General features: G+C 44.0%; 20 protein-coding genes. 14 read left to right on the top strand and 6 right to left on the bottom strand.

What is annotated here, in order from left to right; genetic code table 11:
• Positions 1 to 141: 141 nt before the first annotated feature.
• The 5 genes from AC2TF5_RS17135 to gyrA all read left to right on the top strand — a co-directional run bounded on the left by AC2TF5_RS17135 (position 142) and on the right by gyrA (position 7,526).
• On the top strand, positions 142 to 1,014 hold the full coding sequence (locus AC2TF5_RS17135) for a GDSL-type esterase/lipase family protein (RefSeq protein ID WP_491298322.1): 873 nt from the start codon (positions 142 to 144) through the stop codon (positions 1,012 to 1,014).
• A gap of 24 nt (positions 1,015 to 1,038) precedes the next feature.
• Positions 1,039 to 2,010, top strand: coding sequence for an ABC transporter ATP-binding protein (locus tag AC2TF5_RS17130; RefSeq protein WP_491298320.1), 972 nt, complete (start codon positions 1,039 to 1,041; stop codon positions 2,008 to 2,010).
• Positions 2,003 to 2,992 carry an ABC transporter permease gene (locus AC2TF5_RS17125; RefSeq protein ID WP_491298318.1) on the top strand — a complete coding sequence of 330 codons (990 nt, stop codon included), beginning with the start codon at positions 2,003 to 2,005 and terminating at the stop codon, positions 2,990 to 2,992. The genes AC2TF5_RS17130 and AC2TF5_RS17125 overlap by 8 nt, the downstream gene beginning before the upstream one ends.
• 83 nt (positions 2,993 to 3,075) lie before the next feature.
• Positions 3,076 to 5,055 carry a DNA topoisomerase IV subunit B gene (gene parE, locus AC2TF5_RS17120; RefSeq protein ID WP_491298317.1) on the top strand — a complete coding sequence of 660 codons (1,980 nt, stop codon included), beginning with the start codon at positions 3,076 to 3,078 and terminating at the stop codon, positions 5,053 to 5,055.
• Between the two features lie 11 nt (positions 5,056 to 5,066).
• Positions 5,067 to 7,526, top strand: coding sequence for a DNA gyrase subunit A (gyrA, locus tag AC2TF5_RS17115; protein ID WP_491298316.1), 2,460 nt, complete (start codon positions 5,067 to 5,069; stop codon positions 7,524 to 7,526).
• A gap of 437 nt (positions 7,527 to 7,963) precedes the next feature.
• Here gyrA and AC2TF5_RS17110 read toward each other — a convergent pair whose 3' ends face one another.
• Together AC2TF5_RS17110 and AC2TF5_RS17105 are read right to left on the bottom strand one after the other, a co-directional pair.
• Positions 7,964 to 8,728 carry an SDR family oxidoreductase gene (locus AC2TF5_RS17110; protein WP_491298315.1) on the bottom strand — a complete coding sequence of 255 codons (765 nt, stop codon included), beginning with the start codon at positions 8,726 to 8,728 and terminating at the stop codon, positions 7,964 to 7,966.
• Between the two features lie 129 nt (positions 8,729 to 8,857).
• Positions 8,858 to 9,679 carry a MerR family transcriptional regulator gene (locus tag AC2TF5_RS17105; RefSeq protein ID WP_491298314.1) on the bottom strand — a complete coding sequence of 274 codons (822 nt, stop codon included), beginning with the start codon at positions 9,677 to 9,679 and terminating at the stop codon, positions 8,858 to 8,860.
• A 363-nt stretch (positions 9,680 to 10,042) separates the two neighbouring features.
• Here AC2TF5_RS17105 and AC2TF5_RS17100 point away from each other — a divergent pair, with 363 nt between their 5' ends.
• On the top strand, positions 10,043 to 11,113 hold the full coding sequence (locus tag AC2TF5_RS17100) for an SDR family oxidoreductase (RefSeq protein WP_491298313.1): 1,071 nt from the start codon (positions 10,043 to 10,045) through the stop codon (positions 11,111 to 11,113).
• Positions 11,114 to 11,161: 48 nt separating this feature from the next.
• Here the strand turns inward: AC2TF5_RS17100 and AC2TF5_RS17095 are convergent, their stop codons facing one another.
• Both AC2TF5_RS17095 and AC2TF5_RS17090 read right to left on the bottom strand, forming a co-directional pair.
• On the bottom strand, positions 11,162 to 11,542 hold the full coding sequence (locus AC2TF5_RS17095; RefSeq protein WP_491298312.1) for a winged helix-turn-helix transcriptional regulator: 381 nt from the start codon (positions 11,540 to 11,542) through the stop codon (positions 11,162 to 11,164).
• 214 nt (positions 11,543 to 11,756) lie between these two features.
• Positions 11,757 to 12,083, bottom strand: coding sequence for an antibiotic biosynthesis monooxygenase family protein (locus tag AC2TF5_RS17090; protein ID WP_491298310.1), 327 nt, complete (start codon positions 12,081 to 12,083; stop codon positions 11,757 to 11,759).
• 352 nt (positions 12,084 to 12,435) lie between these two features.
• Between AC2TF5_RS17090 and AC2TF5_RS17085 the strand changes: the two genes are divergently transcribed.
• Positions 12,436 to 13,509: a phosphotransferase enzyme family protein gene (locus AC2TF5_RS17085; protein WP_491298309.1), complete on the top strand. Its 1,074-nt coding sequence runs from the start codon at positions 12,436 to 12,438 to the stop codon at positions 13,507 to 13,509.
• Between the two features lie 364 nt (positions 13,510 to 13,873).
• On the opposite strand, the gene AC2TF5_RS17080 is transcribed toward AC2TF5_RS17085, so the two are convergent.
• Both AC2TF5_RS17080 and AC2TF5_RS17075 read right to left on the bottom strand, forming a co-directional pair.
• Positions 13,874 to 14,395 (bottom strand): GrpB family protein, encoded by a 522-nt coding sequence (locus AC2TF5_RS17080; RefSeq protein WP_491298308.1) that lies wholly within the window; start codon positions 14,393 to 14,395, stop codon positions 13,874 to 13,876.
• Between the two features lie 239 nt (positions 14,396 to 14,634).
• On the bottom strand, positions 14,635 to 14,769 hold the full coding sequence (locus tag AC2TF5_RS17075; RefSeq protein WP_491298306.1) for a hypothetical protein: 135 nt from the start codon (positions 14,767 to 14,769) through the stop codon (positions 14,635 to 14,637).
• Between the two features lie 268 nt (positions 14,770 to 15,037).
• Here AC2TF5_RS17075 and AC2TF5_RS17070 point away from each other — a divergent pair, with 268 nt between their 5' ends.
• From AC2TF5_RS17070 to AC2TF5_RS17040, 7 genes are all read left to right on the top strand, one after another.
• The gene (locus AC2TF5_RS17070) at positions 15,038 to 15,166 is read left to right on the top strand and encodes a hypothetical protein (RefSeq protein ID WP_491298304.1); all 129 of its coding nucleotides are present in this window, start codon (positions 15,038 to 15,040) and stop codon (positions 15,164 to 15,166) included.
• A 475-nt stretch (positions 15,167 to 15,641) separates the two neighbouring features.
• Entirely contained in the window at positions 15,642 to 15,956 is a 315-nt protein-coding gene (locus AC2TF5_RS17065; protein WP_491298303.1) for a GNAT family N-acetyltransferase, read from the top strand.
• A gap of 262 nt (positions 15,957 to 16,218) precedes the next feature.
• Positions 16,219 to 16,641 (top strand): MarR family winged helix-turn-helix transcriptional regulator, encoded by a 423-nt coding sequence (locus tag AC2TF5_RS17060; RefSeq protein ID WP_491298302.1) that lies wholly within the window; start codon positions 16,219 to 16,221, stop codon positions 16,639 to 16,641.
• A gap of 349 nt (positions 16,642 to 16,990) precedes the next feature.
• Positions 16,991 to 18,010 (top strand): LacI family DNA-binding transcriptional regulator, encoded by a 1,020-nt coding sequence (locus tag AC2TF5_RS17055; RefSeq protein WP_491298301.1) that lies wholly within the window; start codon positions 16,991 to 16,993, stop codon positions 18,008 to 18,010.
• Between the two features lie 121 nt (positions 18,011 to 18,131).
• Complete coding sequence (locus tag AC2TF5_RS17050) at positions 18,132 to 19,121, top strand: ABC transporter permease (protein WP_491298300.1); 990 nt, start codon at positions 18,132 to 18,134, stop codon at positions 19,119 to 19,121.
• Between the two features lie 24 nt (positions 19,122 to 19,145).
• Positions 19,146 to 20,030 (top strand): carbohydrate ABC transporter permease, encoded by an 885-nt coding sequence (locus tag AC2TF5_RS17045; protein WP_491298298.1) that lies wholly within the window; start codon positions 19,146 to 19,148, stop codon positions 20,028 to 20,030.
• Between the two features lie 66 nt (positions 20,031 to 20,096).
• Positions 20,097 to 21,743, top strand: a complete 1,647-nt coding sequence (locus AC2TF5_RS17040) for a type 2 periplasmic-binding domain-containing protein (protein ID WP_491298297.1) — start codon at positions 20,097 to 20,099, stop codon at positions 21,741 to 21,743.
• Positions 21,744 to 21,840: the final 97 nt, after the last annotated feature.

Here is a 21,840-nt window from a genome sequence, read left to right as displayed (position 1 = left end):
TTTTGCTTTTTTTGCCGGAATACGCTGTTTGTTTGCAAATTTCACATAGAAGTTTTATGTTAATGTACATATAGTCACGGAGTTGTCCGAAATACTATAGTAGATCTTGAACATCAATTATTTAACACCGGGGGGATCCTCTTGAACTCTTCAAAATGGATATGGCGGATTACCGCATCGGTTTCCGTTATTGTTACTATTGTTCTTCTTGTTGGTTTCATTTATGCCATTCAAGATATTAATTCGCCTCAGGCGGCTCCGTCTTCCGCTACACCATCGGCTCCCGCTCAGGATGAGGGTGATACAGTTGTGAATACGCCCGAATCTGCACCAGAAAAGGACGCTGAAGCCAGAGTGCTGCCTCCATTGCCGGAACAAATAAAGGTCACTGCCATTGGAGATTCCCTGGCAAAAGGTACGGGCGACAATACGGGAAGTGGTTTTGTGCGCCGAAGCATTCAAATACTGAATGACAACGGACGCCAAGGTGAACTTCTTAACAATCTTGCTATTAACGGCTTGACCACAGAGGCACTTTTGCCGAAGCTAGAAGAAAAGGGTATACAATATGCTCTGCAGCAGGCAGACCTCATTCTTCTGTCTATTGGAGGTAATGATTTATTCCGGGGAAGCGGTGTTATGGAGAACGCCTTAGCTGGTAAGGACGAGCTGGATCCGAAGGAGTTAATGAAGGCGGTGCCCCAGGCAACGGAACGCTTGAAACAAATTTTAGAGCAAATCCGGGTGATTAATCCAAAGGCGAGAGTGGTATATGTTGGTCTCTATCATCCTTTTGAAGACCTAAAGGAACTGCTTCTGCCTGGGAATATCGCTGTCTCAACTTGGAACCATGCGGCACAGCAAGTTGTGAATAGTGATCCTAATATGATGATGGTTCCAACTTTTGATCTGTTTCAAGGAAAACTGGATGTTTATTTATCCTCTGATCATTTTCATCCGAACGGCAATGGCTATCAGGCGATTGCGGAACGGATTGCGCAAGGCATCCTCTAGTGTGATGTGAAAGGAGAAGAAGGGATGGTAACAGATCAACAGCAGGACATTGTACTGTCAGTAGAGCGTGTGAAAAAGAAAATCGGACGAAAATGGATTATTCAGGACGTCACCTTTAATGTTAGGGCGGGAGAGATTTTCGGTTTTCTCGGACCGAATGGCGCGGGAAAGACAACGACAATCCGCATGCTGGTCGATCTCATAAAGCCTACAGAGGGAATCATCAAAGTGTGTGGCTTTGATGTAAACCGGCAGCAAGAGCAGGCGCTTCGCTATGTCGGCTCTATTGTTGAGAATCCTGAGGTCTACACCTATTTAACCGGATGGGAAAATCTCGAACATTTCGCCCGCATGCAGCCGGGTATTGATGAGGATCGTATCCGCGAAGTTGTTGATATTGTCCGGATGGACAAACGGATACATGACAAGGTCCGTACATATTCGCTCGGTATGCGCCAGCGTCTTGGTATTGCACAGGCACTCTTGGGCAGACCGAAGCTCCTGATTCTGGACGAGCCGACAAACGGTCTGGACCCGAAAGGAATCAAGGAAATGCGGGAGTTTATTCAGAGGCTTGCCGGGGAAGGCTTGGCAGTATTCGTATCCAGTCATCTGCTCAGTGAGATTCAGTTATTGTGCGACCGGGTAGCGATTATAAGCCGGGGCAGAGTGTTAGCTGTTGGCGGTGTGGAGGAACTCATTTCTGGCAGCACGGGATATGTGGTGTGGGATTTGCATCCTTCAGATGCGGGGTTGTCGGTTCTTCAGAAGCTGCAGCGGTGTGAAGTGATGGATAACCCGGGGGTTTTGCTGGATGATTCGATTCTAGCGGGAATGCCGCAGGGCGCAGTGGTTACTCGGATAGAGGAAGAAGACACGGCTTCTGCAGTAAAAGAGCTGGTTTCAGCAGGAGTGGAAGTTCGGGGTGTGAGCCGCATTAATCCAACACTGGAACAGCTGTTCCTTCAGATGACGGAAGGTGAGAGCATTGAGTAACATACTGCCACTTGTAAAGAACGAAACGATTAAAATCGTTAAAAAGAAACGTTTTTACGTAATTTTGTTGGTGCTGCTTGTTCTGGTGCCGATGTTTACATACGCGCAGATGAAATCAGCAGAACGCAGTCAGGGTAAATTTAACGGAGACTGGCGTCTGGAGCTGCAGCAGCGGATTACGGATAACGAGAACTCTCTGGGGAGCGACAGGGTACCGGAAGAGTGGAAGAGGTATCGACAAATATTTATTCAGCAGATGAAATATTATTTGGAGCATGATATCAATCCGAATGAGCCGAACGCTGTTAATTTTACTCGGGAATTTATGAACAACGCTGTGTCTTTGTTTATTCCGCTGCTTATTATGGCTATAGCTTCTGATATTGTGTCAGGGGAGCGGACAACCGGTACGATCAAAATGCTGCTGACCCGCCCTGTGAAGAGGTGGAAAGTGCTGCTCAGCAAGCTGATCGCCTTGGTTATGTTCGTCTCGCTGATCGTTATGGCGACATTTATTATCGCTTACTTGATATCTGGTCTAGCTTTCGGTTATAAAGGATTTGAGCTGCCGGTGTTTACCGGGTTCAAAATTGTAGGCTCAGACGTCGATATGTCAGCTGTTCATGCAGTTCCCCAGTGGAAGTATTTACTCATGCAGGGTGGACTGATATGGTTTGTTAGTCTGACTGTGGCGATGCTGGCATTTATGGTGTCTGTTCTCGTTCGCAGTACAGCGGCAAGTATTGTCGTCATGATGGCTACGCTGATTGCAGGTACGATATTAACGAATATGGCATCCGCTTGGAATAGCGCCAAATATTTATTTATGGTTAATCTGAAGCTCACAGATTATTTATCTGGAACTTTGCCTCCGATTGAAGGAATGACACTTAATTTTTCCCTTGGCGTTCTGGCGGTTTGGGCTGCTGTGGCAGTAATCATTTCATTCACCGTCTTTACGAAACGGGACATTTTGAATTAAAATGGACGAGGCATACAAAACATTTGTTTGCATTTTGGGGAGAATCAGCCCCGTTATAAGCGAAATATGAAGGAGGAGCATGAATGGTCGAACAGATCGATAGGTTTGCAGAGTCATCACAGAACGGCCCAGATGGCCGCTCGGGATACGATGCTGACGACATTCAAGTGCTCGAGGGCCTCGTTGCGGTACGCAAACGGCCAGGCATGTACATAGGCAGCACAAGCTCGTCAGGTCTGCATCATCTGGTATGGGAAATCATAGATAATGCGGTCGATGAGCATCTTGCGAAGTACTGCTCGAGAATAGACATCACTTTACACAAAGACAGTTCCATTACAGTATATGACAACGGTCGGGGGATCCCTACGGGGATGCATAAAACCGGTATTCCGACACCACAGGTCGTGTTTACGATTTTGCATGCCGGCGGTAAATTCGGCGGATCGGGATACAAAAAATCCGGTGGTCTTCACGGCGTCGGTGCTTCGGTAACGAACGCGCTGTCTGAATGGCTTGAGGTGGAAATATACCGTGATGGTAAAATTCACCGTCAGCGTTTTGAATATTGGCAGGATAAAAAAGGTATTGAGCATGTTGGAGAGCCGGTAAGAGGGCTCGAAATCATAGGCAATACGAACAAGACAGGCACGAAGGTAACGTTTAAACCGGACGCTCGCGTCTTCCCTTCAGGAATTCAATTGAATTATGACACGCTTGCGGAGCGACTTCAGGAGATTGCATTTCTGAACTCGGGTCTGCGGATCGTGCTGAAGGATGAGCGCAGCGGCAACAACGATGAATTCTTCTATGAGGGTGGAGCCAGCCAATTCGTTGAATTTTTGAACGAAGGTAAAGACGTCCTGCATGAAGTGATTCATTTTTATGCGGAAAAGGAAGAAGTTGAAGTAGAGATTGCCCTGCAGTATAACGCAGGATATACCGAAACGTTGGCTTCGTTCGTAAACTCGATTCCGACACGGGGAGGGGGTACTCACGAAACAGGCTTCAAGACGGCCTATACTCGTGTCATGAACGATTATGCCCGTAAGAACAACCTCCTGAAGGAAAAAGATAAGAATCTGGAAGGTAATGATCTTCGTGAAGGCATGATGGCTGTAATCAGCGTCAAGATGTCCGAGGTGGAGTTTGTCGGTCAGACCAAGGACCAGCTCGGCAGTGCTTCGGCCCGCAGCACAGTAGACAGTATCGTTACCGATAAAATGCAGATTTTTCTGGAGGAGAACCCGCAGATCGCGCAGACTCTCTTAAAAAAAGCGATACAAGCTTCTAAAGCCCGTGAGGCAGCTCGTAAAGCCCGGGATGAAATGCGTACCGGCAAAAAGCGCAGCGAAAGCTCCAACCTGGGAGGAAAGCTGACACCGGCCCAATCGAAGGATTTCACTCGTACCGAGTTGTTCATCGTGGAAGGTGATTCCGCTGGCGGTTCGGCGAAGCAGGGACGTGACTCCAAGCTGCAGGCGATTTTGCCGCTGAAGGGAAAACCGCTGAATCCGGAGAAATCCAAGCTTGCGGATATATTGAAAAATGATGAATACCGTGCAATAGTAGCTGCAATCGGTGCCGGAATTGGTACTGAATTTACGGCTTCAGACAGCAATTATTCAAAAATTATTATCATGACGGATGCGGATACTGACGGAGCGCATATTCAAGTGCTGCTCCTTACGTTCTTCTACCGGTACATGAAACCTTTGATAGATGCCGGCCGTGTCTACATCGCGCAGCCGCCGCTTTACAAAATTTCAAGTAAGTCAGGCAAGCTTCAGACGGTGAGATATGCCTGGAACGAAGAGCAGCTGGCAAATTACTTGAAAGAGTTCAAAACGTATGAATTGCAGCGCTATAAAGGTCTTGGTGAAATGAACCCTGACCAATTATGGGAAACGACGATGAATCCGGAATCCCGGACGCTGCTGCAGGTTCAGATTGAAGATGCAGCGAAAGCGGAACGGCGGGTATCGACACTGATGGGGGATAAGGTTGATCCCCGGAAGCGCTGGATCGTTGAAAATGTCAACTTTGCAGAGTTTGAGGAATAGAAGGTGAGAGCATGAGTTTATCAGAACAATTTTTGCCGGCTTTTCTGGAAGAGATTGTGGGTGACCGTTTCGGCCGGTACTCTAAATATATTATTCAGGATCGTGCGATACCGGATGTCCGTGACGGCTTGAAGCCAGTACAGCGGCGTATACTTTACGCCATGTATGATTCCGGTAATACGCCGGACAAGCCATATCGAAAGTCCGCTAAAACCGTCGGGGATGTTATGGGTAATTATCATCCTCACGGTGACTCGTCCATTTATGAGGGTATGGTCCGTATGGCACAACCATGGAAAATGGGACATGTTCTCGTGGATGGACACGGCAACTGGGGTTCTCAGGATGATGACCCTGCAGCAGCGATGCGTTATACTGAAGCGCGTCTGTCACCCATTTCGATGGAATTGCTGCGGGATATCGAGAAACGGACTGTATTGTTTAAGGATAACTTTGACAATACAGCAAAGGAACCGGTTGTACTTCCTTCACGCTACCCGAATCTGCTTGTTAACGGAACGAGTGGAATATCAGCTGGTTTTGCAACGGAAATTCCACCTCATAATTTGCGTGAGGTGATTGACGCTTGTATTGCAGTCATGCAAAAGCCGGACATCGAGCTAAATGAAATTATGACCTTTATTAAAGGCCCTGATTTTCCGACAGGCGGCATCATTATGGGCGGAAGCGGAATTCAGGACGCTTATCAAACAGGTAAAGGCCGTGTTTACCTGCGTTCAAAGACCGAGATTGAGTCATTGCGGGGCGGTAAGCAGCAGATCGTTATTACCGAAATTCCTTATCAGGTTGTTAAAGCCCGTCTTGTAACAGCTATGGAGAACATTCGCCTTGAGAAAAAGGTGGACGGAATCGCTGAGGTAAGGGACGAAAGTGGACGTGAGGGTCTGCGAATCGTTGTGGAGCTGAAGAAGGATGCAGATGCCAACGGTATACTCGCTTATCTGTTCAAAAAAACAGACCTGCAAATCACATATAACTTTAACATGGTTGCCATTGTAAATAAGACACCTCAGCAGCTTGGACTAAAGGCCATTATAGAGGCTTATATCGCTCATCAGCGTGAAGTTGTCACCTTCCGGACCCAATATGAGCTGGAACGTGCGGAAGACCGTGCTCATGTGCTGGAAGGGCTCGTGAAGGCTCTCAACATTTTGGACGAGGTCATTGCGGCGATCAAGGCATCCAAGAACCGTCAAGATGCACAAAATAACTTACAATGGATGTTTGGATTTACCGAACGCCAAGCAGATTCGATCCTTACACTCCAGCTCTATCGGCTGACGAACCTGGAAATTCATTCGCTCCAGAAGGAACTGGATGACCTGATGAAGAAAATTGAGGGTCTGCGTGCTATTTTGGACAATGATAAGAAGCTGATCTCCGTCATCCGTAAAGAGCTGATGGAAATCCGCGAGAAGTACGGAATCGACCGTCGTTCACTGATCCAGGAAGAAGTGGAAGAAATCAAGGTGAATCTTGAGGTAATGGTTGCCGCTGAGGATGTTCTGGTGACACTTTCCAAGGACGGTTACATCAAGCGGACAAGCATGCTGTCATTTACACGCTCAGGCGGCGAGCCTGATAGCTCGGGAGTCAAGGAAGGCGATTACGTAACCCGTCTGCTCGAGGTTAATACCCTCGATAACCTGCTGATCTTCACGCAGAGGGGACAATACTTCCTGCTGCCGGTTCACCAAATTCCGGAATACAAATGGAAGGACGCCGGTACTGCGATTGTGAATGTGATTCAGCTTCCGAAAGAAGATGAGATCGTCTCAGTCATTCCGGTATCCAGCTTCGAAGAGGAAGGCAAGACTCTTGTGTTTGTTACCCGGCATGGTCAAGTGAAGCGGACGGAACTGAAGGATTACGCAACTAAACGGGCAGGCGCTGTAGCGGCCGTGAAGGTATCCGCTGATGACAGTGTACTTACGGTAGAGTTAAGCGATGGCAGTAAGGACATTATGTTAATCTCTAAAGAAGGCATGAGCATTCGCTTCCGTGAGCAAGAGGTTAATGCGATGGGCCGCGTTTCCGGCGGTGTAAGAGGCATTCAGCTTCGTGATGGAGATGAAGTGATGGCCGCTCTGTGGGTCATGGAGGATGAAGGTGAGATCCTGACCATAACCGATCTTGGATACGGGAAACGTACCTTGCTACTCGACTATCCGACTCAAAGCAGAGGCGGAAAAGGAATCGTCACATTTGAATTTAAGGAAGGCAAGCGGGTAAAACCGAACGGAAGCCGTATAGCCGGAGCCTTCTATTGCCGTGAACCGCTGCACATTATTGCATACAGCCACGAAGGGACTGCTCTTGCCTTCGACTCAGAGAAAGCACCGATTAGCGAACGCAAGTCGATTGGGAAGCTGCTTGCCGACGTGGGTAAAAAAGGTGAGATCACAGATATCATTCTGTCACCAGAACTAAAGCAAACTTCGACGGAATAACAGTAATTGAATAATGGCAACTTTATGATCGTAGTATTCAAAAGGCTACCCCACAAGCGGTAACCTGACTTTGAGAGTTATCTACGATGAAGTCAAAATGATTCAAAAAGATGACGAAATGGCGGTGCAGGGAGTTTTTCCTGTACCGCCATTTTATGATTACAAAGAATATAATATTTTGCCTTAACTTCTTCGACTTGAGCTTCAAGGCTGTACCCCTGCAATGCTGCTCCTCAGTGCTCACTCTGATGTAGATGACAGCTCATGGCTGCGCTAACCTGCCCGTTAGTTCAATAAAATGAGCAGACTGCGGTAGCCTGCTTAACAATATGTGCTATTCAACTATCGCGAACTTTACCATAAGTAACGGCAAGTTTTACGACGATTAAACATAAAAACAGCCCCTCCATCTTGCCTAGGAGGTCTGTTGATTGAACTTATAAGTGTGATCCGCCCGTGGCATCGACCATCTGTCCGGTAATCCAACGACCGTCCGATGACGAGAGGAAAGCCACGATGTCCGCAATATCCGTAGGTTCACCGACCCTGCCAAGGGCAGACATTTCTGCTGCATGTTGTTGGCCTTCCGGCGTATGCAGCCATTCCGCATTCACGTCCGTGTCGACGATGCCAGGGAGCACGGCATTAACTGTAATCCCACGGGGCCCTAATAATTTTGCAAGATGCAGGGTAAATGTATTTATGGCACCTTTCGTCAAGTTGTACGCCATGATATGGGGATACGCAATTCGTGTAACGCCTGAAGAGATGTTGATAACTCGTCCTCCGTCATGCAGAAGCTGCAAAGTTTGCTGGACGAGAAAAAACGGTGCTTTTACATTCACTGCAAAAATCGCGTCGAATTCTTCCTCCGTAGTTTCCTCTAATGTTTTGGAAGTTCCTATACCGGCATTATTAACGAGAATATCGATCCGGTTCTGACCAGTTAGGCGAAGGAGCGTTTCCTTTATAGTTTGAACCAAATCCGTTACCCCGGCAACGGTTTCGAGATTTGCTCCTATAGCCAAAGCTTGTCCTCCATGCGCTCCAATGGCCCGGACAACTTCTTCTGCAGCAGCACGGCGGTTGCCATAATGAACGATAACCAGAGCGCCCTCTTGCGCCAGTCGAAGCGCAATTCCTTTTCCGATACCTCGACTTCCGCCTGTGACTAGTGCAATTTTTCCTTCCAATCGTTTCATTGAACTCACTCCCTTATGATGTAATGCTACTGTACACCTTCCCGTAAAGGGGAGAGTCAAGAGGGGATTACAAAACTATTTTCAGAGAAAAAATGAACTCCGGAAGATGGCATGGAGATACCAATGATCTTAACCAAGCTCAAGGGGAAAGAGCAATTCGGCCAAGCGCATATTTCCGTAAATATCTTTGTCCGAAGTTAAATATGTTTCACGGATCGGATCTTTATAGGAACAGACATAGCCTTGAGACGAGATCCATGATGCTAACTGATCTTCAGCAGGGCAAGAGTCATCGTAAGGACTACACAGGTGTACAAGGGAAGCGGCCGCTTTTAACTCGGGCAGTAAGCGGACATTCACTCTTTCGTTGCTTGGAATAACCTTTGTCAGCGGTACTGCAACCTCTAGATCGGCTTGATCCGTGTACGTGCCGCCATGATCATACCATAAAATCGTCAGATCTCGTCCTTCGCCCTCCCCATATGAATTGACGTACTTTGTGAGTTCGTCAAGCAGTAGACATAGGTGCGCACGCGGAACGATATCACGAATCGAAGCCGTAAGTTGAGGCTGTACGTTACGAACGGTTATCGGTGTTTCATGTTGGCGCTTATCCGCTTCTTCGACGTGAGCAATCCTGTTATCGATTTCTTTCAACTGCTGCTGCGCTTCCAGGATGGAACGCTCAAGTTCTTTCTTCTTATCGGTTAACTTTAGTTTTACTTCAGGTAATGGATGCTCTTCCAGAAAGGTTTTTATCTGATCCAGTGTGAAACCGTGTTCCTTAAAGGCGATAATGCGCTTAACGGTCAGAAGCTGCTCCTGGGTGTAGTACCGATAGCCATTATTAGGATCTATAGCGGCGGGCTCCAGTAACTTCACGCTATCGTAAAATCTTAACGCCTTGACGGAAACACCGCTCAACTTGGAAAAAGCACTGATCTTTAGCATTTCACAACTGACTCCTTTATCAAACGCAATTTATCCAATACTATACGATAACGAAAATCATAAAGAAATAAGCGGGAAAAATTTGCCGTTACAGATAGCGCGATGATCCGTATTATCGATACCATTATTCTGCTCGTTAACTTAATCTACCGTTGAAAAGCGAAAAGCTCGCGCCGAGTATACCCATCCACCATGATGATTAAGAAAGCAAAGAGAGAGTTGACTGACTTTTTTTCGTCTGAATATACCTTGATTACTTACTTTAAAGTGCTTATGTCACTTTAAAGTGCGTACTTCCTATGTATGGTTAGTTGATGCAAAATAATGTTGCACAAAGAATTGTACAGAAGGAGCTGGAACACTATGAATAATGAATCTACAACAACACGTAAAGTCGCCTTGGTCGTGGGTGCAAATGGTGTTATAGGTCGCAACCTCATCGATCACCTCATCACTCTCCCTGATTGGGACGTAATCGGCGTATCGCGTCGCGGTGGAGAATCTAACAACCATGTTCGATATGTGGCTGCGGATCTACTCAATATAGACGAGCTTCACAAGAAGTTAAGCCATTTAACTGAGGTAACACATATTTTTTATGCTGCTTACCAAGAGCGTCCAACTTGGGCTGAACTTGTTCCACCGAATCTCGCCATGTTAGTGAACATCGTAGATGTAATCGAATCAATCGCGTCGGGCTTGGAACATGTCAGTCTGATGCAGGGATACAAGGTATACGGCGCACATCTCGGACCATTCAAAACTCCTGCTCGTGAGACAGACGCCAACCACATGCCTCCTGAGTTCAATATTGATCAGCAAGATTTCTTAGAACAACGGCAAAAAGGTAAGGCTTGGACTTGGTCGGCACTCCGTCCTTCTGTAGTCTGCGGCTTCTCACTTGGGAATCCGATGAACCTCGCAATGGTCATAGCGATTTACGCTTCAATTTCGAAGGAACTTGGAATACCTTTGCGGTTTCCAGGTAAGTCGGGAGCATACAACAGCCTCTTGGAAATGACAGACGCGGGACTTCTCGCAAAGGCAACAGTATGGGCGGCTACTGACGAGCGCTGTGTGAATCAGGCATTCAACATTACTAACGGCGATCTATTCCGATGGAATGAGTTATGGCCGAAGATCGCTCAATACTTCGGCATGGAAATGGCGCCACCGTTGCAGATGTCATTGGACGTTGTCATGGCGGACAAGGAGCAGCTTTGGAACAAAATGGTCGAGAAGCATGGACTTGCTCAACATTCCTATCAAGACGTATCGTCATGGCCATTCGGCGATTTCGTATTCTCTTGGGATTATGATTTCTTTGCCGACGGAACTAAGGCACGTCGCTTAGGCTTTCACGAATTTGTCGATACCGAAGCAATGTTTATGAACATCTTCGACGACTTCCGCAAGCGTAAAGTCATCCCGTAAACTACCGTATAAAATAAGAAAGCCGACCTTGTATATGGGGGCGGTTTCTTAACTGTTATTTTCGTCTGTAAGCATTGGATTAACCAGAACGGTAGCCTTTCCCTCGTACTTTCTCTCTATATGCGAATCCCCCCAACGGCACATCAGATGTAAGAGTTCCTTTAGACTCCAGCCGTAGTCTGTCAACTCATACTCAACTCTCGGTGGTACCTGATTATAGGAAGTACGTAAGATGACGCCCTCTTCTTCAAGCTCCCGAAGGTGCTGCGTTAACATCTTCTGAGTAATTGCGGGAATCAAGCTCTTAAATTCATTATTGCGTTTCTTACCAAATGTCAGATGAAAGAGAATAACAGGTTTCCATTTCCCACCAATTACCTCTAAAGTTGCCTCTACTGCAGTGTTGTAAATTTTTTCAGTCTTTTGCACACAACTTGCCCCTTTTCGAATATTTCGACACAGGTCATTGGTAACTCCTGATGAATTGGAACAATGAAATGGCCCTATTAAACATTATAACCACAACCCAAATATTACGCTATCCAGCCCGTTCGCGGGGAAAAGGCAGCCGAGAATATTGGCTATCTTTTCCTAATGGCTATTACGGTATAGTTACCCGTTAATTGAATTGACCAAATGGATTTTAGTTTTTTTCAAATCCATAATCCCGTTCGACTTTACAGACTCTCGTTTTATATCTGAGATACCAATCAGACATACCTCGTCTTTGAGCAATCAAATGTCGTTCGTTCTGCTTCCATTTTTGTATAGCTTCGAGAGATTCCCAATATGATATTGTAATACCTAAGCCATCTCTAGCATTTTCTACTCCTAAAAATCCAGGTTGGACAGATGCAAGTTTCTCCATTTCCTCTGCCATTTCCGCATATGCTTTATCCCCATCAGTTCTTTCAGATGTAAAAATCACCGCATAATAAGGCGGTTGTGGCGTTTTTGCAATTCCGCTCATAAGTCCCTCCTAATAAAAGAAATGTAACAAAGATATTGAATTAATTCGAGTATACAAATAAAATTAAAATAAATAAAACGAATATTTGTTTTATAATCAATTAATATTTTTCATGAAAACAGGTGTTAATTATGAACCTGAATAAAATGTGAGCTTCTGGATAGCGAATTCTTCTTCGAAAAAATTGATACGGATGCATATGATGGCTAATATTGTAAAATGGAGTGGTTTGCACCTATCAGAGTGAAGTACACTTAAAATGATCAAAAAAGTCCATTGAGCGTGCCGCTAATGTGGTACGTTCTTATTGTATAGTAACAAAAAATAGATGTTTGTGCGAAAGGGAGAATGTATGAATTATGATGAGGTTGTTTCAATCGGAGATACCTATTTACTTACGGTAGCATCGGAGTTGTTCGGATTAGAAGGCTGTGAAATCCAGCTGATTCCGCCACATGAAGGAGGGCGGAATGTCGTATATACCTGTGAGAAAGAGGGGAGCAATTCAAAAATACTCAGAATCGCTTTCTTACCTGACAGAAGCCGAGATGATTTTCTGGGTGAATTGGAATATATTCGGTATCTATTTGAGCATGGAGGCAGTGTCTCAAATGTAATCAGCTCCCGGAAGGGGAGTCTGCTCGAGGAGATCACCTACAATAACCACACCTTTTTTGTCTGCCTGTTTGAAAAGGCTAAGGGAAAAATGCTTGTAGAAAATAATTATCGGTACCGGGAAGGAGTTCCGATTACCGAATATTATTATAATTGCGGTAAAACCCTGGGGAAACTGCACCAATTGTCGAAAGAGTATACTCCTGTCCATCGACGGTATAGTTTTTTTGATAAATATAATGCCGAATATATCGATAAACTGATACCCGACTCATTATCTCTGCTTAAGGAGAAGCTGGTAGAGCTCCTTAAATCCTTAGAAGGATTGGACAGGAACCAGGAGACTTTCGGTATGATCCATTTTGATTACAACGATGGGAATTATTCGATCAATTTTGATACCGGGCAAATAACCGTATATGATTTCGATAATTCATGTTTCGGTTGGTATATGTATGACCTAGCAGATCTCTGGACAAACGGGGTGGGCTGGATACAATTCCAACCAGACGCGGACAAACGCAAAAAGTTTATGGAGGATTATTTCAATACAGTCCTCGCGGGATACAGATCCGAGACCGAGGTGGAAAAATCGATGTTGGATCAATTGTCCTTATTTATCAACGTAACCATCATGGAAAATATTTTAGGTTATTTTGAGGATATGCAGAACGATGGTGAAGAGACTGAGTGTGACGAGGTGCTGTCGTATCTCATAAAATGCCTGGAAGACGATATCCCGTATAAGGGATTTTTCCATGAAATTTACTCTTGTGAAGAACCCTTTGAGTATGAGAAACGAAATATTTAGTCTTTTTTGAGCAGTTATGGTCAAAACTCAAGGCCTATCTACGCACCGTTAAGGTTCGTTACGCCACGTGACGCCCTTGCCAGGTTTTCTTCTACTGGAAACTGACGTATTTATTTCTTCATTTAGTATTTCATATATGTCACCATTCCAGACAACAAAATTATATGCCCAATCGGCTGCACTTCCCCAGAGCTTGGACTTTCTTGAGAACTACATCCTGAAATCAGAATAAATAGAAGGCGCGCCAGCGCCGGGCCCGACGGGCTTAGCCTCGCAGGGTTGTCTGTCTGAAATCGCTTTCTATAATTCATCTGGCAGACCAAGGAGTGTCAGCCACGAAGCGTGAAAATGTTGTTATACGCAGTTACTGCCTTCCTCGCTCAGCCTCCAATATAATCCTATTTATAAAATCTGTTTTTGAATCAGCATAGGCAAACTTATTTGTTGAGTTTTCCTTTGTCAATTTTTCTTTTAGTTCTTGATATTTTTTTCTAGCGTTTTCATTGGTTCTTAAATAATCTCTCAACGTCAGTTGCTTATAAAGATATTCGCTTCCGGTCTGATACATATGGATTTGATGTGTTCTTGGTTCTCCTTTATTAAAATAATGGCGATCAGGTAATACATCAGTTCCTTTGTAAGAGTATCCAATCTTCTCTAATCCAGGTACACAACTAATTCCCTCTTCAAATGATTTTATTTCTATTGCGATATCTATTATGGGTTTTGCACTTAAACCCTTTATCGCGGTACTCCCAATGTGATGAATAGCCAAGATGCTGTCATTTAATTCGAACCTTATTTTTTTCTCTTCTTCTATAAATTCATTTTCCCATTGTTCAGTCCAAGGAACGAGAAAAACCTGACCTTTAGGTAACCCGAGCACTCGTATCATCCTTTGTTCATTTTAGGTTATTGATGAATGCATTAATTTCGTATAACGTTCTTGTATTCACGACGCCCCCGTGTCATTGGTAAAAACCCTACAAGCTACTTTTTAAAAGAACAGCTAAAAGTTGCTTGTAGGGTTTGATAAACGGCCGCTCTAACAAAAGAGGACCGTTACTTACTTTAAGCTCCTACCTAAGTTTCAATTCGCTCCCAACTGCATTCTTCCTTCTTACCTCAGTAAAACATCCAATAATCTAAACCACTAAATTGCTCTTTCGCCTGCTGTGGAACGTCTTGGCTGTCTTTCATCACAACAATGCTCTGAGTCGTGTTCTCGTCTTGCCAAAAAATATATCCCTGACTCTCCAAACTTTGCAACCCCTGAATAATTTCAGCCCTCGTTCGTCCGAGATCATATGCTCGATCGAATGCAGTGTCGGCATCCCATCCTTTAACCCCACGGCCGCCGTCTTACAAGGACGGCAAAGCCATTTCTACTTGTTGGGTGGAGAGCGTTTATAGGCGGATTAGGCTCAGGAGATTAGTGAAGTAAAAACAATTGTTACCTAAACGCCCTAACCGTTCAATTTAATCATCATAAGATAAGGTGTAGTTTAAAACAAAGGAGGAATCATTCATGGGTGAAGGATGCGGATGCGGCGGAGGAGTCGTCGGAGGATTCGACGGATTCGGTAGAGGAATAGGATTTATTCTGGTATTGTTCATCTTGCTGGTTATTGTCTCATGTCATTGTGGTTTCATCTAATAAGACCTAGCATCCACAAAGCTGAAGAGAGGCCCTACCAGCATATAGGCCCTACCAGCATATAGGCCGGTAGGGTCTTCGTATTCTTTTAAGCGCTTGGCAATTTAGATTGGATCGTATTGTAGAAGCGCAAAACCGAAGAGAGTTGTTGGAGGAAGAACTAAACGAATTAATCTCGTTCAGAGCCAGACGGATATTGACGACCGGCTTATTAAAGATATCCTATTTTCTAAGCAGCAGGAATTATTATCCGAAGACGAGGATACCAAAAAAGCCGTATTCCAGGAATACATCGATAAGATCGTCATAAAAACAGGCGGAGATACTAATAGTTTTCAGCACATAAATAACGTACAGGGTTTTAGGTAATGGCGCAATTTAAATTCAGAAATTTCATGTCATTTTAGCTGAGGGAATTTACATATAAATCTGGATTATATTAAAAGAGAATAATAAATTAATCGGAACATGTTGCTTGGGAAGTTTTGATGAAGGAGCTAGAAGGGGAGAACTTGGTTATGACATTGCTCAAGCAGAATGGGGTAAAGGATATGCAACAGAAGCATTAGAAGCAGTTATTGATTATGGGTTTGATATTATGAATTTGAATAGGATTGAAGCTACAATCACACCTGGGAATGATGCATCTGTTAAAGTATTGAGCAAGCTAAATTTTATTCACGAGGGAGTAGTCAGGGAAAGGGATTTGATTAAAGGGAAACTAGAGGATGGAATAATGATGTCAATTCTCAAGAGAGACTATATAAAAAATGACAGATTGCTCGATTGAGCGATTTGTCTTTTTTTTGTGGTGTTCATGGTGAAGAGTCGCGGCTCTTGTCGAAAGCATGAGATGTCTGAAAAAGCTTGTCACTACAGGCTTGACGGCATTTGTCGCATGCTTGGAAATTATATTTTTTAACGAAAATAGCAGGAAAATCAGGCTGTGGGCACGAAAGTTAATCATATAAAATACCGGATTTTCAACGTGCTGAACCTGTCGCCTTTTAAGTAGTACATTAGTATTTTTCTTGGAGAGGAAGGGGTAAATAATGCATACGAACGAATTTGCAAAAGTATGGTCCAAGTTGGCCAAGGATTATAAACTTCATATGGAGAATGGACTTGCGCCTGCTTTGACCGAAGCCCAGCTCACAGTGCTCGAAGTGCTGGAGGAGCAAAAGAAAATGAAGCCGTCTGATTTTATACCTTATCTGGCAACGAGTCCTGCTGCGGTAACCATGCTGCTTGACCGGATGGAGAAGAATGGTCTGATCATCCGGGAACGTGATGAAAAGGACAGACGTATTGTATGGGTTACGATCTCGGATCGGGGACGCCAAGAGGTGTTAAGGGGGATACAGGTCAGAGAAGATTATTTGTCCCACGTATTAAACCGGATCTCGTCCCATAATCAGCAGCTTCTTGTATACCTACTCGGGAAAGTTAGTACTGCTCCCCAGGAAGCAGGTTAAACAAGAGTTATATATGCTAAAAATCTGTTCCTGCCTGTATAGGCAGGAAGTTAAAGGGGCGACCTCTAGCCCCATTTCCAACCTGGACCGTGACTCATCTTCGAGTATATAAGGAAATTAAGCCTAACAAATACGTACCTTTTGAAGATATACCACTTGCATAGCTTGTTGATACTGCGTTTAATCTATTGAGAATGATGTTTTAATAAACTGCCTTTTCAGTGGGCGGTTTTTTTGTTCGTCAAAATTTTTTTTCATGCTTCTCTAAAAAAAGCATTGTATTGAAAACGTTTTTATGCTAATTTAGGTTTATAAATAAAAACGTTTTTATAGTAAAGGACGAATTGATATGGGAAAGGTAACCATCAAAGATGTTGCCAGGGAGGCGGGGGTCTCCATTTCTACGGTTTCCAATGCACTGAATGATGTAGATGTATTGAATCCGGAGACAAAATCACATGTTCTAGACGTAGCGAAGCGATTAAACTATGTCCCGAACTTAAATGGAAAACTGTTAAAGTCGGGAAAGACCAAGATGCTAGGCTTCTTTACAACAAGCGTAACGGGGCCGTACTTCTATATATTGGTTGAATCCATGTCACGTGAATGTGACCGCCTTGGTTACGGATTGAATGTTTTTGTTACGAAAGATAAGCAGGTCATTATGAGTAATATTTTGGGCGGGCGTGTGGATGGTGTCATTATATTTGAAGAATTGAGAATCGATGAAAAAGAAATTGCAGCCATGGAAAAAAGTAAAATTAAAGCGGTTTTTCTGGATCGTGTTGTTCAGAACGAGACGATGGGAAGCATTATTTTTGATTCCTATATAGCTGGTTATGAAGCAACCAAATACCTGATCAGCCTTGGACATAAGAAAATTGCCTATATCTCTGGCGTCGATACGATGTTTGATAGTGTTCAGCGGAGGGAAGGATATCTAGCTGCACTACGCGAGTTTCAGTTGCCGATTGATGGAGACTATATCTTGCAGGGTTATTTTGAAGAAGAAGGTTCCTATAATGCTGTCAAATCGTTCCTTCACCTACACCCTGGGAAAGTGCCGGATGCTTTTTTAGCTGGTAATGACGTGAGTGCAATTGGATGTATACGGGCATTAAAATCCCATGGATATGAAGTCCCACAAGACATCAGCGTAGTAGGCTTCGATGATATTGATATCGCGCAGTATTTTACTCCACCTCTAACCACTGTAAGGAATCAGATTGCGAGACAGGGAATGCTGGTCGTTGAGCATCTGGTTCGTATGATTCAGAAGAAAGAACAAGGCAAGGTTCAGAAATTGGCAGGTGAGCTTGTTGTACGTGGTTCAAGTCATGTAAAGATCGACCGGAATGATCCAGTTTAATCAAGGAATATGATCATTCCGGATATGTTTTCTTAAAAAAATGAGATATTCACGGGATTATTTTGGCCCAAAATAAAAACGTTTTTATTGTTCGTTTAATTTCTTTAAGGAGGCGATGCAGGTGAGCAAAACAGCTACAGTTCAGCCAACCGGCACAGGAACGGTTCAGCCAACCGGAAAAAAGCCAAGGGGGCAAAGAGTGAGGGAATTCTTGGTTGATTATAGGCGGCAATGGGAGCTTCAATCGATGATCCTTCCTGGCATTATTTTTATGTTTATCTTTTGCTACGTACCGATTTACGGTTTAACGATTGCTTTTAAAAACTACACCGTCATTGATACGTTGGATTCCGCTCCATGGGTTGGCTTGGACAATTTCAAAATTATTTTATCCGACAAGTATTTTTGGGACTCTGTAGTCAATACGCTGGGAATCAGCTTTCTGAAATTAGCGATCGGATTTGTCATTCCGATTATTCTAGCGATTATGATTTACGAGGTAAGTATGGGACGGTTCAAAAAGTTCGTACAAACCATCTCGTATCTGCCGCACTTTTTATCCTGGATCGTTCTGGGCGGTATGCTGATTACCTGGTTCTCGACATCCGGATTGTTAAACGAAATTCTGCTCAGTTTAGGGTTAATCTCGCAGCCGCAAAATATTTTGCTGGATCCGAATAAGTATTGGTGGATTGCAACTTTATCGGATATTTGGAAAGAGGCTGGCTGGGGAACGATTTTGTACTTGGCGATTATGGCTAAAATTGATCCTACATACTACGAGGCCGCTAAAATAGATGGTGCAAGCCGGATCAGACAAATTTGGAATATTACCATTCCTAATATGAAGATGATTATCAGCTTAAATCTGATACTAACTGTAAGCGGTTTACTAGGCTCGAACCTAGACCAAACATTAGTCTTGATGAACTCGCAAAACCGGGAGAAAGCCGAGGTTATCAACTCCTACGTATATCGTATGGGGATGACACAGGGTGACTTCTCTTATGCTACTGCCGTTGGTTTGGGTGTCTCCATTGTGTCTGTGATTCTACTCGTTACAGCCAATAAAGTAACTAGCAAATTAAATGATGATCAATCCGTCTTATAGGTCATACAGAGAGGGGGTTTTACAGTGAATTTGAAAGCAGCTAAAGGGGATCTGGATAGTCGAATTTTTGATACCATCAATATTATTTTGCTGGCTATGTTCACAATTATCATCATTGTTCCATTATGGAATGTTGTCGTTTCATCCTTCAGTTCGGGCAGGTCTCTTGCAGAAGGCGGGTTTATATTTTGGCCTACTGAATTTTCTCTGGAGAATTACCAGGCCGTATTTAGGGATGCAAGCATATGGCAGGCTTTCTTTATCTCGGTTGCCAAAACCGTGATTGGGGTAGCGACACACGTCTTCTTCTGTGCCATGGTTGGTTACGGTTTAAGTAAGAAGTACGTACGCGGTCGCAAGTTCTATGTCACGATGGGTGTTATTACCATGTTCTTCTCGGGCGGTATGATACCGACTTATTTATTGATCAAATCACTAGGTCTGTTAAATAGCTTTTGGGTTTATATTATTCCGGCTCTCTTAAGTTTCTATGATGTAATTATTCTGATGAACTTCTTCCGAAATGTGCCGGATTCACTCGAAGAGTCAGCGAAGATCGATGGCGGGGGAGACTGGAGAATTTTCTTAAGTATATTCATACCTCTTTCCATGCCGGCCATGGCTACTATTGCATTATTTAATGGGGTCGGGCAATGGAATGACTTTATGACAACCAAATTATACATCACGGATCAATCGCTCTATCCTTTACAGATGATGCTGTATGAAATTATCGTACAGTCACAGACGCAAACCATGCAAAATATTGGCTCGGTTGCGATCCAGACGACCACAAAAGGGGTCCAACTAGCAACAATTGTCGTTACGACTTTGCCGATTGTTGTGATGTATCCAATACTTCAAAAGTACTTTATCTCTGGAATGATGCTGGGGGCGGTCAAAGAGTAAAAATTTCTAGCAAACATTTATGCAGGGTCATTAAGTAAGCGCTTTTATTAAAAGGAGGGTTATAGGATGATTATGATGAACAAAGCTTTTGGCAAAAAGGGATTCACACTTTTCACTGCATTGATGGCTGTTGTATTGATTGTTAGTGGTTGTGGATCGGGCGGCGATTCCGGCTCGAAGAAGGAAAACTGGATTTCAATAGAAGATCGATATACACCGGATCCAGAAAAACCGGCTTGGCAGCTGGATAAAAAAGAAGAGGCGACAGACCTGACTTGGTACGTGAATGCAGATTGGTGGAACACGGATTTTGGTAAGGATGTTGTAACCAAAAAAATCAAAGAAGATTTGAACATCAATATTAAATTCATTACGGGTGACGACACCAAATTGAATACGTTTTTTGCCGGCGGCGAAATGCCGGATTTGATCACGACATTTGATTCCAATTCCCCGGTTGTGCAAAAAGCGGCTACATGGGCGCTGTCGTTAAATGATCTTGCTGAGAAATATGATCCTTATTTCAATAAGGTTGCAGCACAAGATACGATAAACTGGTTCCAGTTGAAGGACGGCAAGACTTACGGATATCCGAACTATTCCAATACTCAACAAGACTATGATAGCGGCAATATCCCTGCGAAAACTGCGTTTATCATTCGCAAGGATGTCTACGAAGCTTTAGGTAAGCCGACCATGGGAACGCCGGAACAATTTCAGGCTGTTCTTGGCGACATCAAGAAACAATTCCCTGCGCTGATTCCTTTCGGATTTAACTCCATCGGTCAAGGCACCGGATCGCTCGGCGATGCGTTACAGGATTTCATTGGGGTACCGTTTGAAGATGAGAACGGCGAATTTTACAATCGCAACCTGGATGAAGATTATTTAGCTTGGGTGAAGACATTAAATAGCGTATACAGAAACGGAGCTATTAGTGATGATAGCTTTGCGGATGACGGAACGGCTTTTGAAGAAAAAGTGAAAGCAGGCAAATATGCAACGATGCTGTTAGACGGAACCCCGCAACAAGGCGGTAATCTTCAAAGCTTCTTTAGTGGGAATCCGGGCAAGGAATACATCGCTATTGATGGGCCTCAAAGCACGGTTGGAACTGCGCCGACCCTGAATCAATCTGGTATCACAGGTTGGATGATTAGCTTTATTACTAAAAACAATGCAGATCCTGCTAAATCCATTCAGCTATTTACGTACTTGATAAGCGAAGAAGGCCAAATGCTGATGAACTATGGTATTGAAGGCGAGACATATCAAGTAAGCGCAGATGGTACAGTTGAGTTCTTGCCTGCGGTGAAGGATCTTCAATTGAATAATCCGGATACCTTTAAAAAAGATTACCGTATGGGCGAATTCATGTTCTTTGGTCATGACCGTCATAAAGCGCTGAGTGGTGATGCATTCCCAGATGCGATCAAGCAAATGCAAGATTGGGGTAAAGGGAAACTAAAACCGCACTTCATTCTAGAGAATATTAAACCTGACCAAGGGACTCCTGAAGCCCGTGCCCTAAGCGCCATCGATACCAAATGGAATTCAACACTGGTAAGTATGATTCGTGCCAAGGATGATGCTGGGTTCGAGAGCGTTCTGAATGAATATAAGACATTCCTGAAAGATAACAACTGGGATAAAATCGTGGAAATTCGCAATGAGAAGATGAAGACAAACAAAGAAAAGCTGGGGCTGAAATAAAGATACGCTTCATCATGGAAGAGCCCCTTTCCTATGTGAAGGGGGCTCTTCCTAATCTAAATCATGGGATAGGAAGTTAAAAAGAAACCTTGGAGGG

It is taken from the genome of Paenibacillus sp. JNUCC 34, assembly GCF_058269055.1.
Note: the sequence above shows the minus strand (reverse complement) of the source record. Positions and strands in the feature narration are given on the sequence as shown.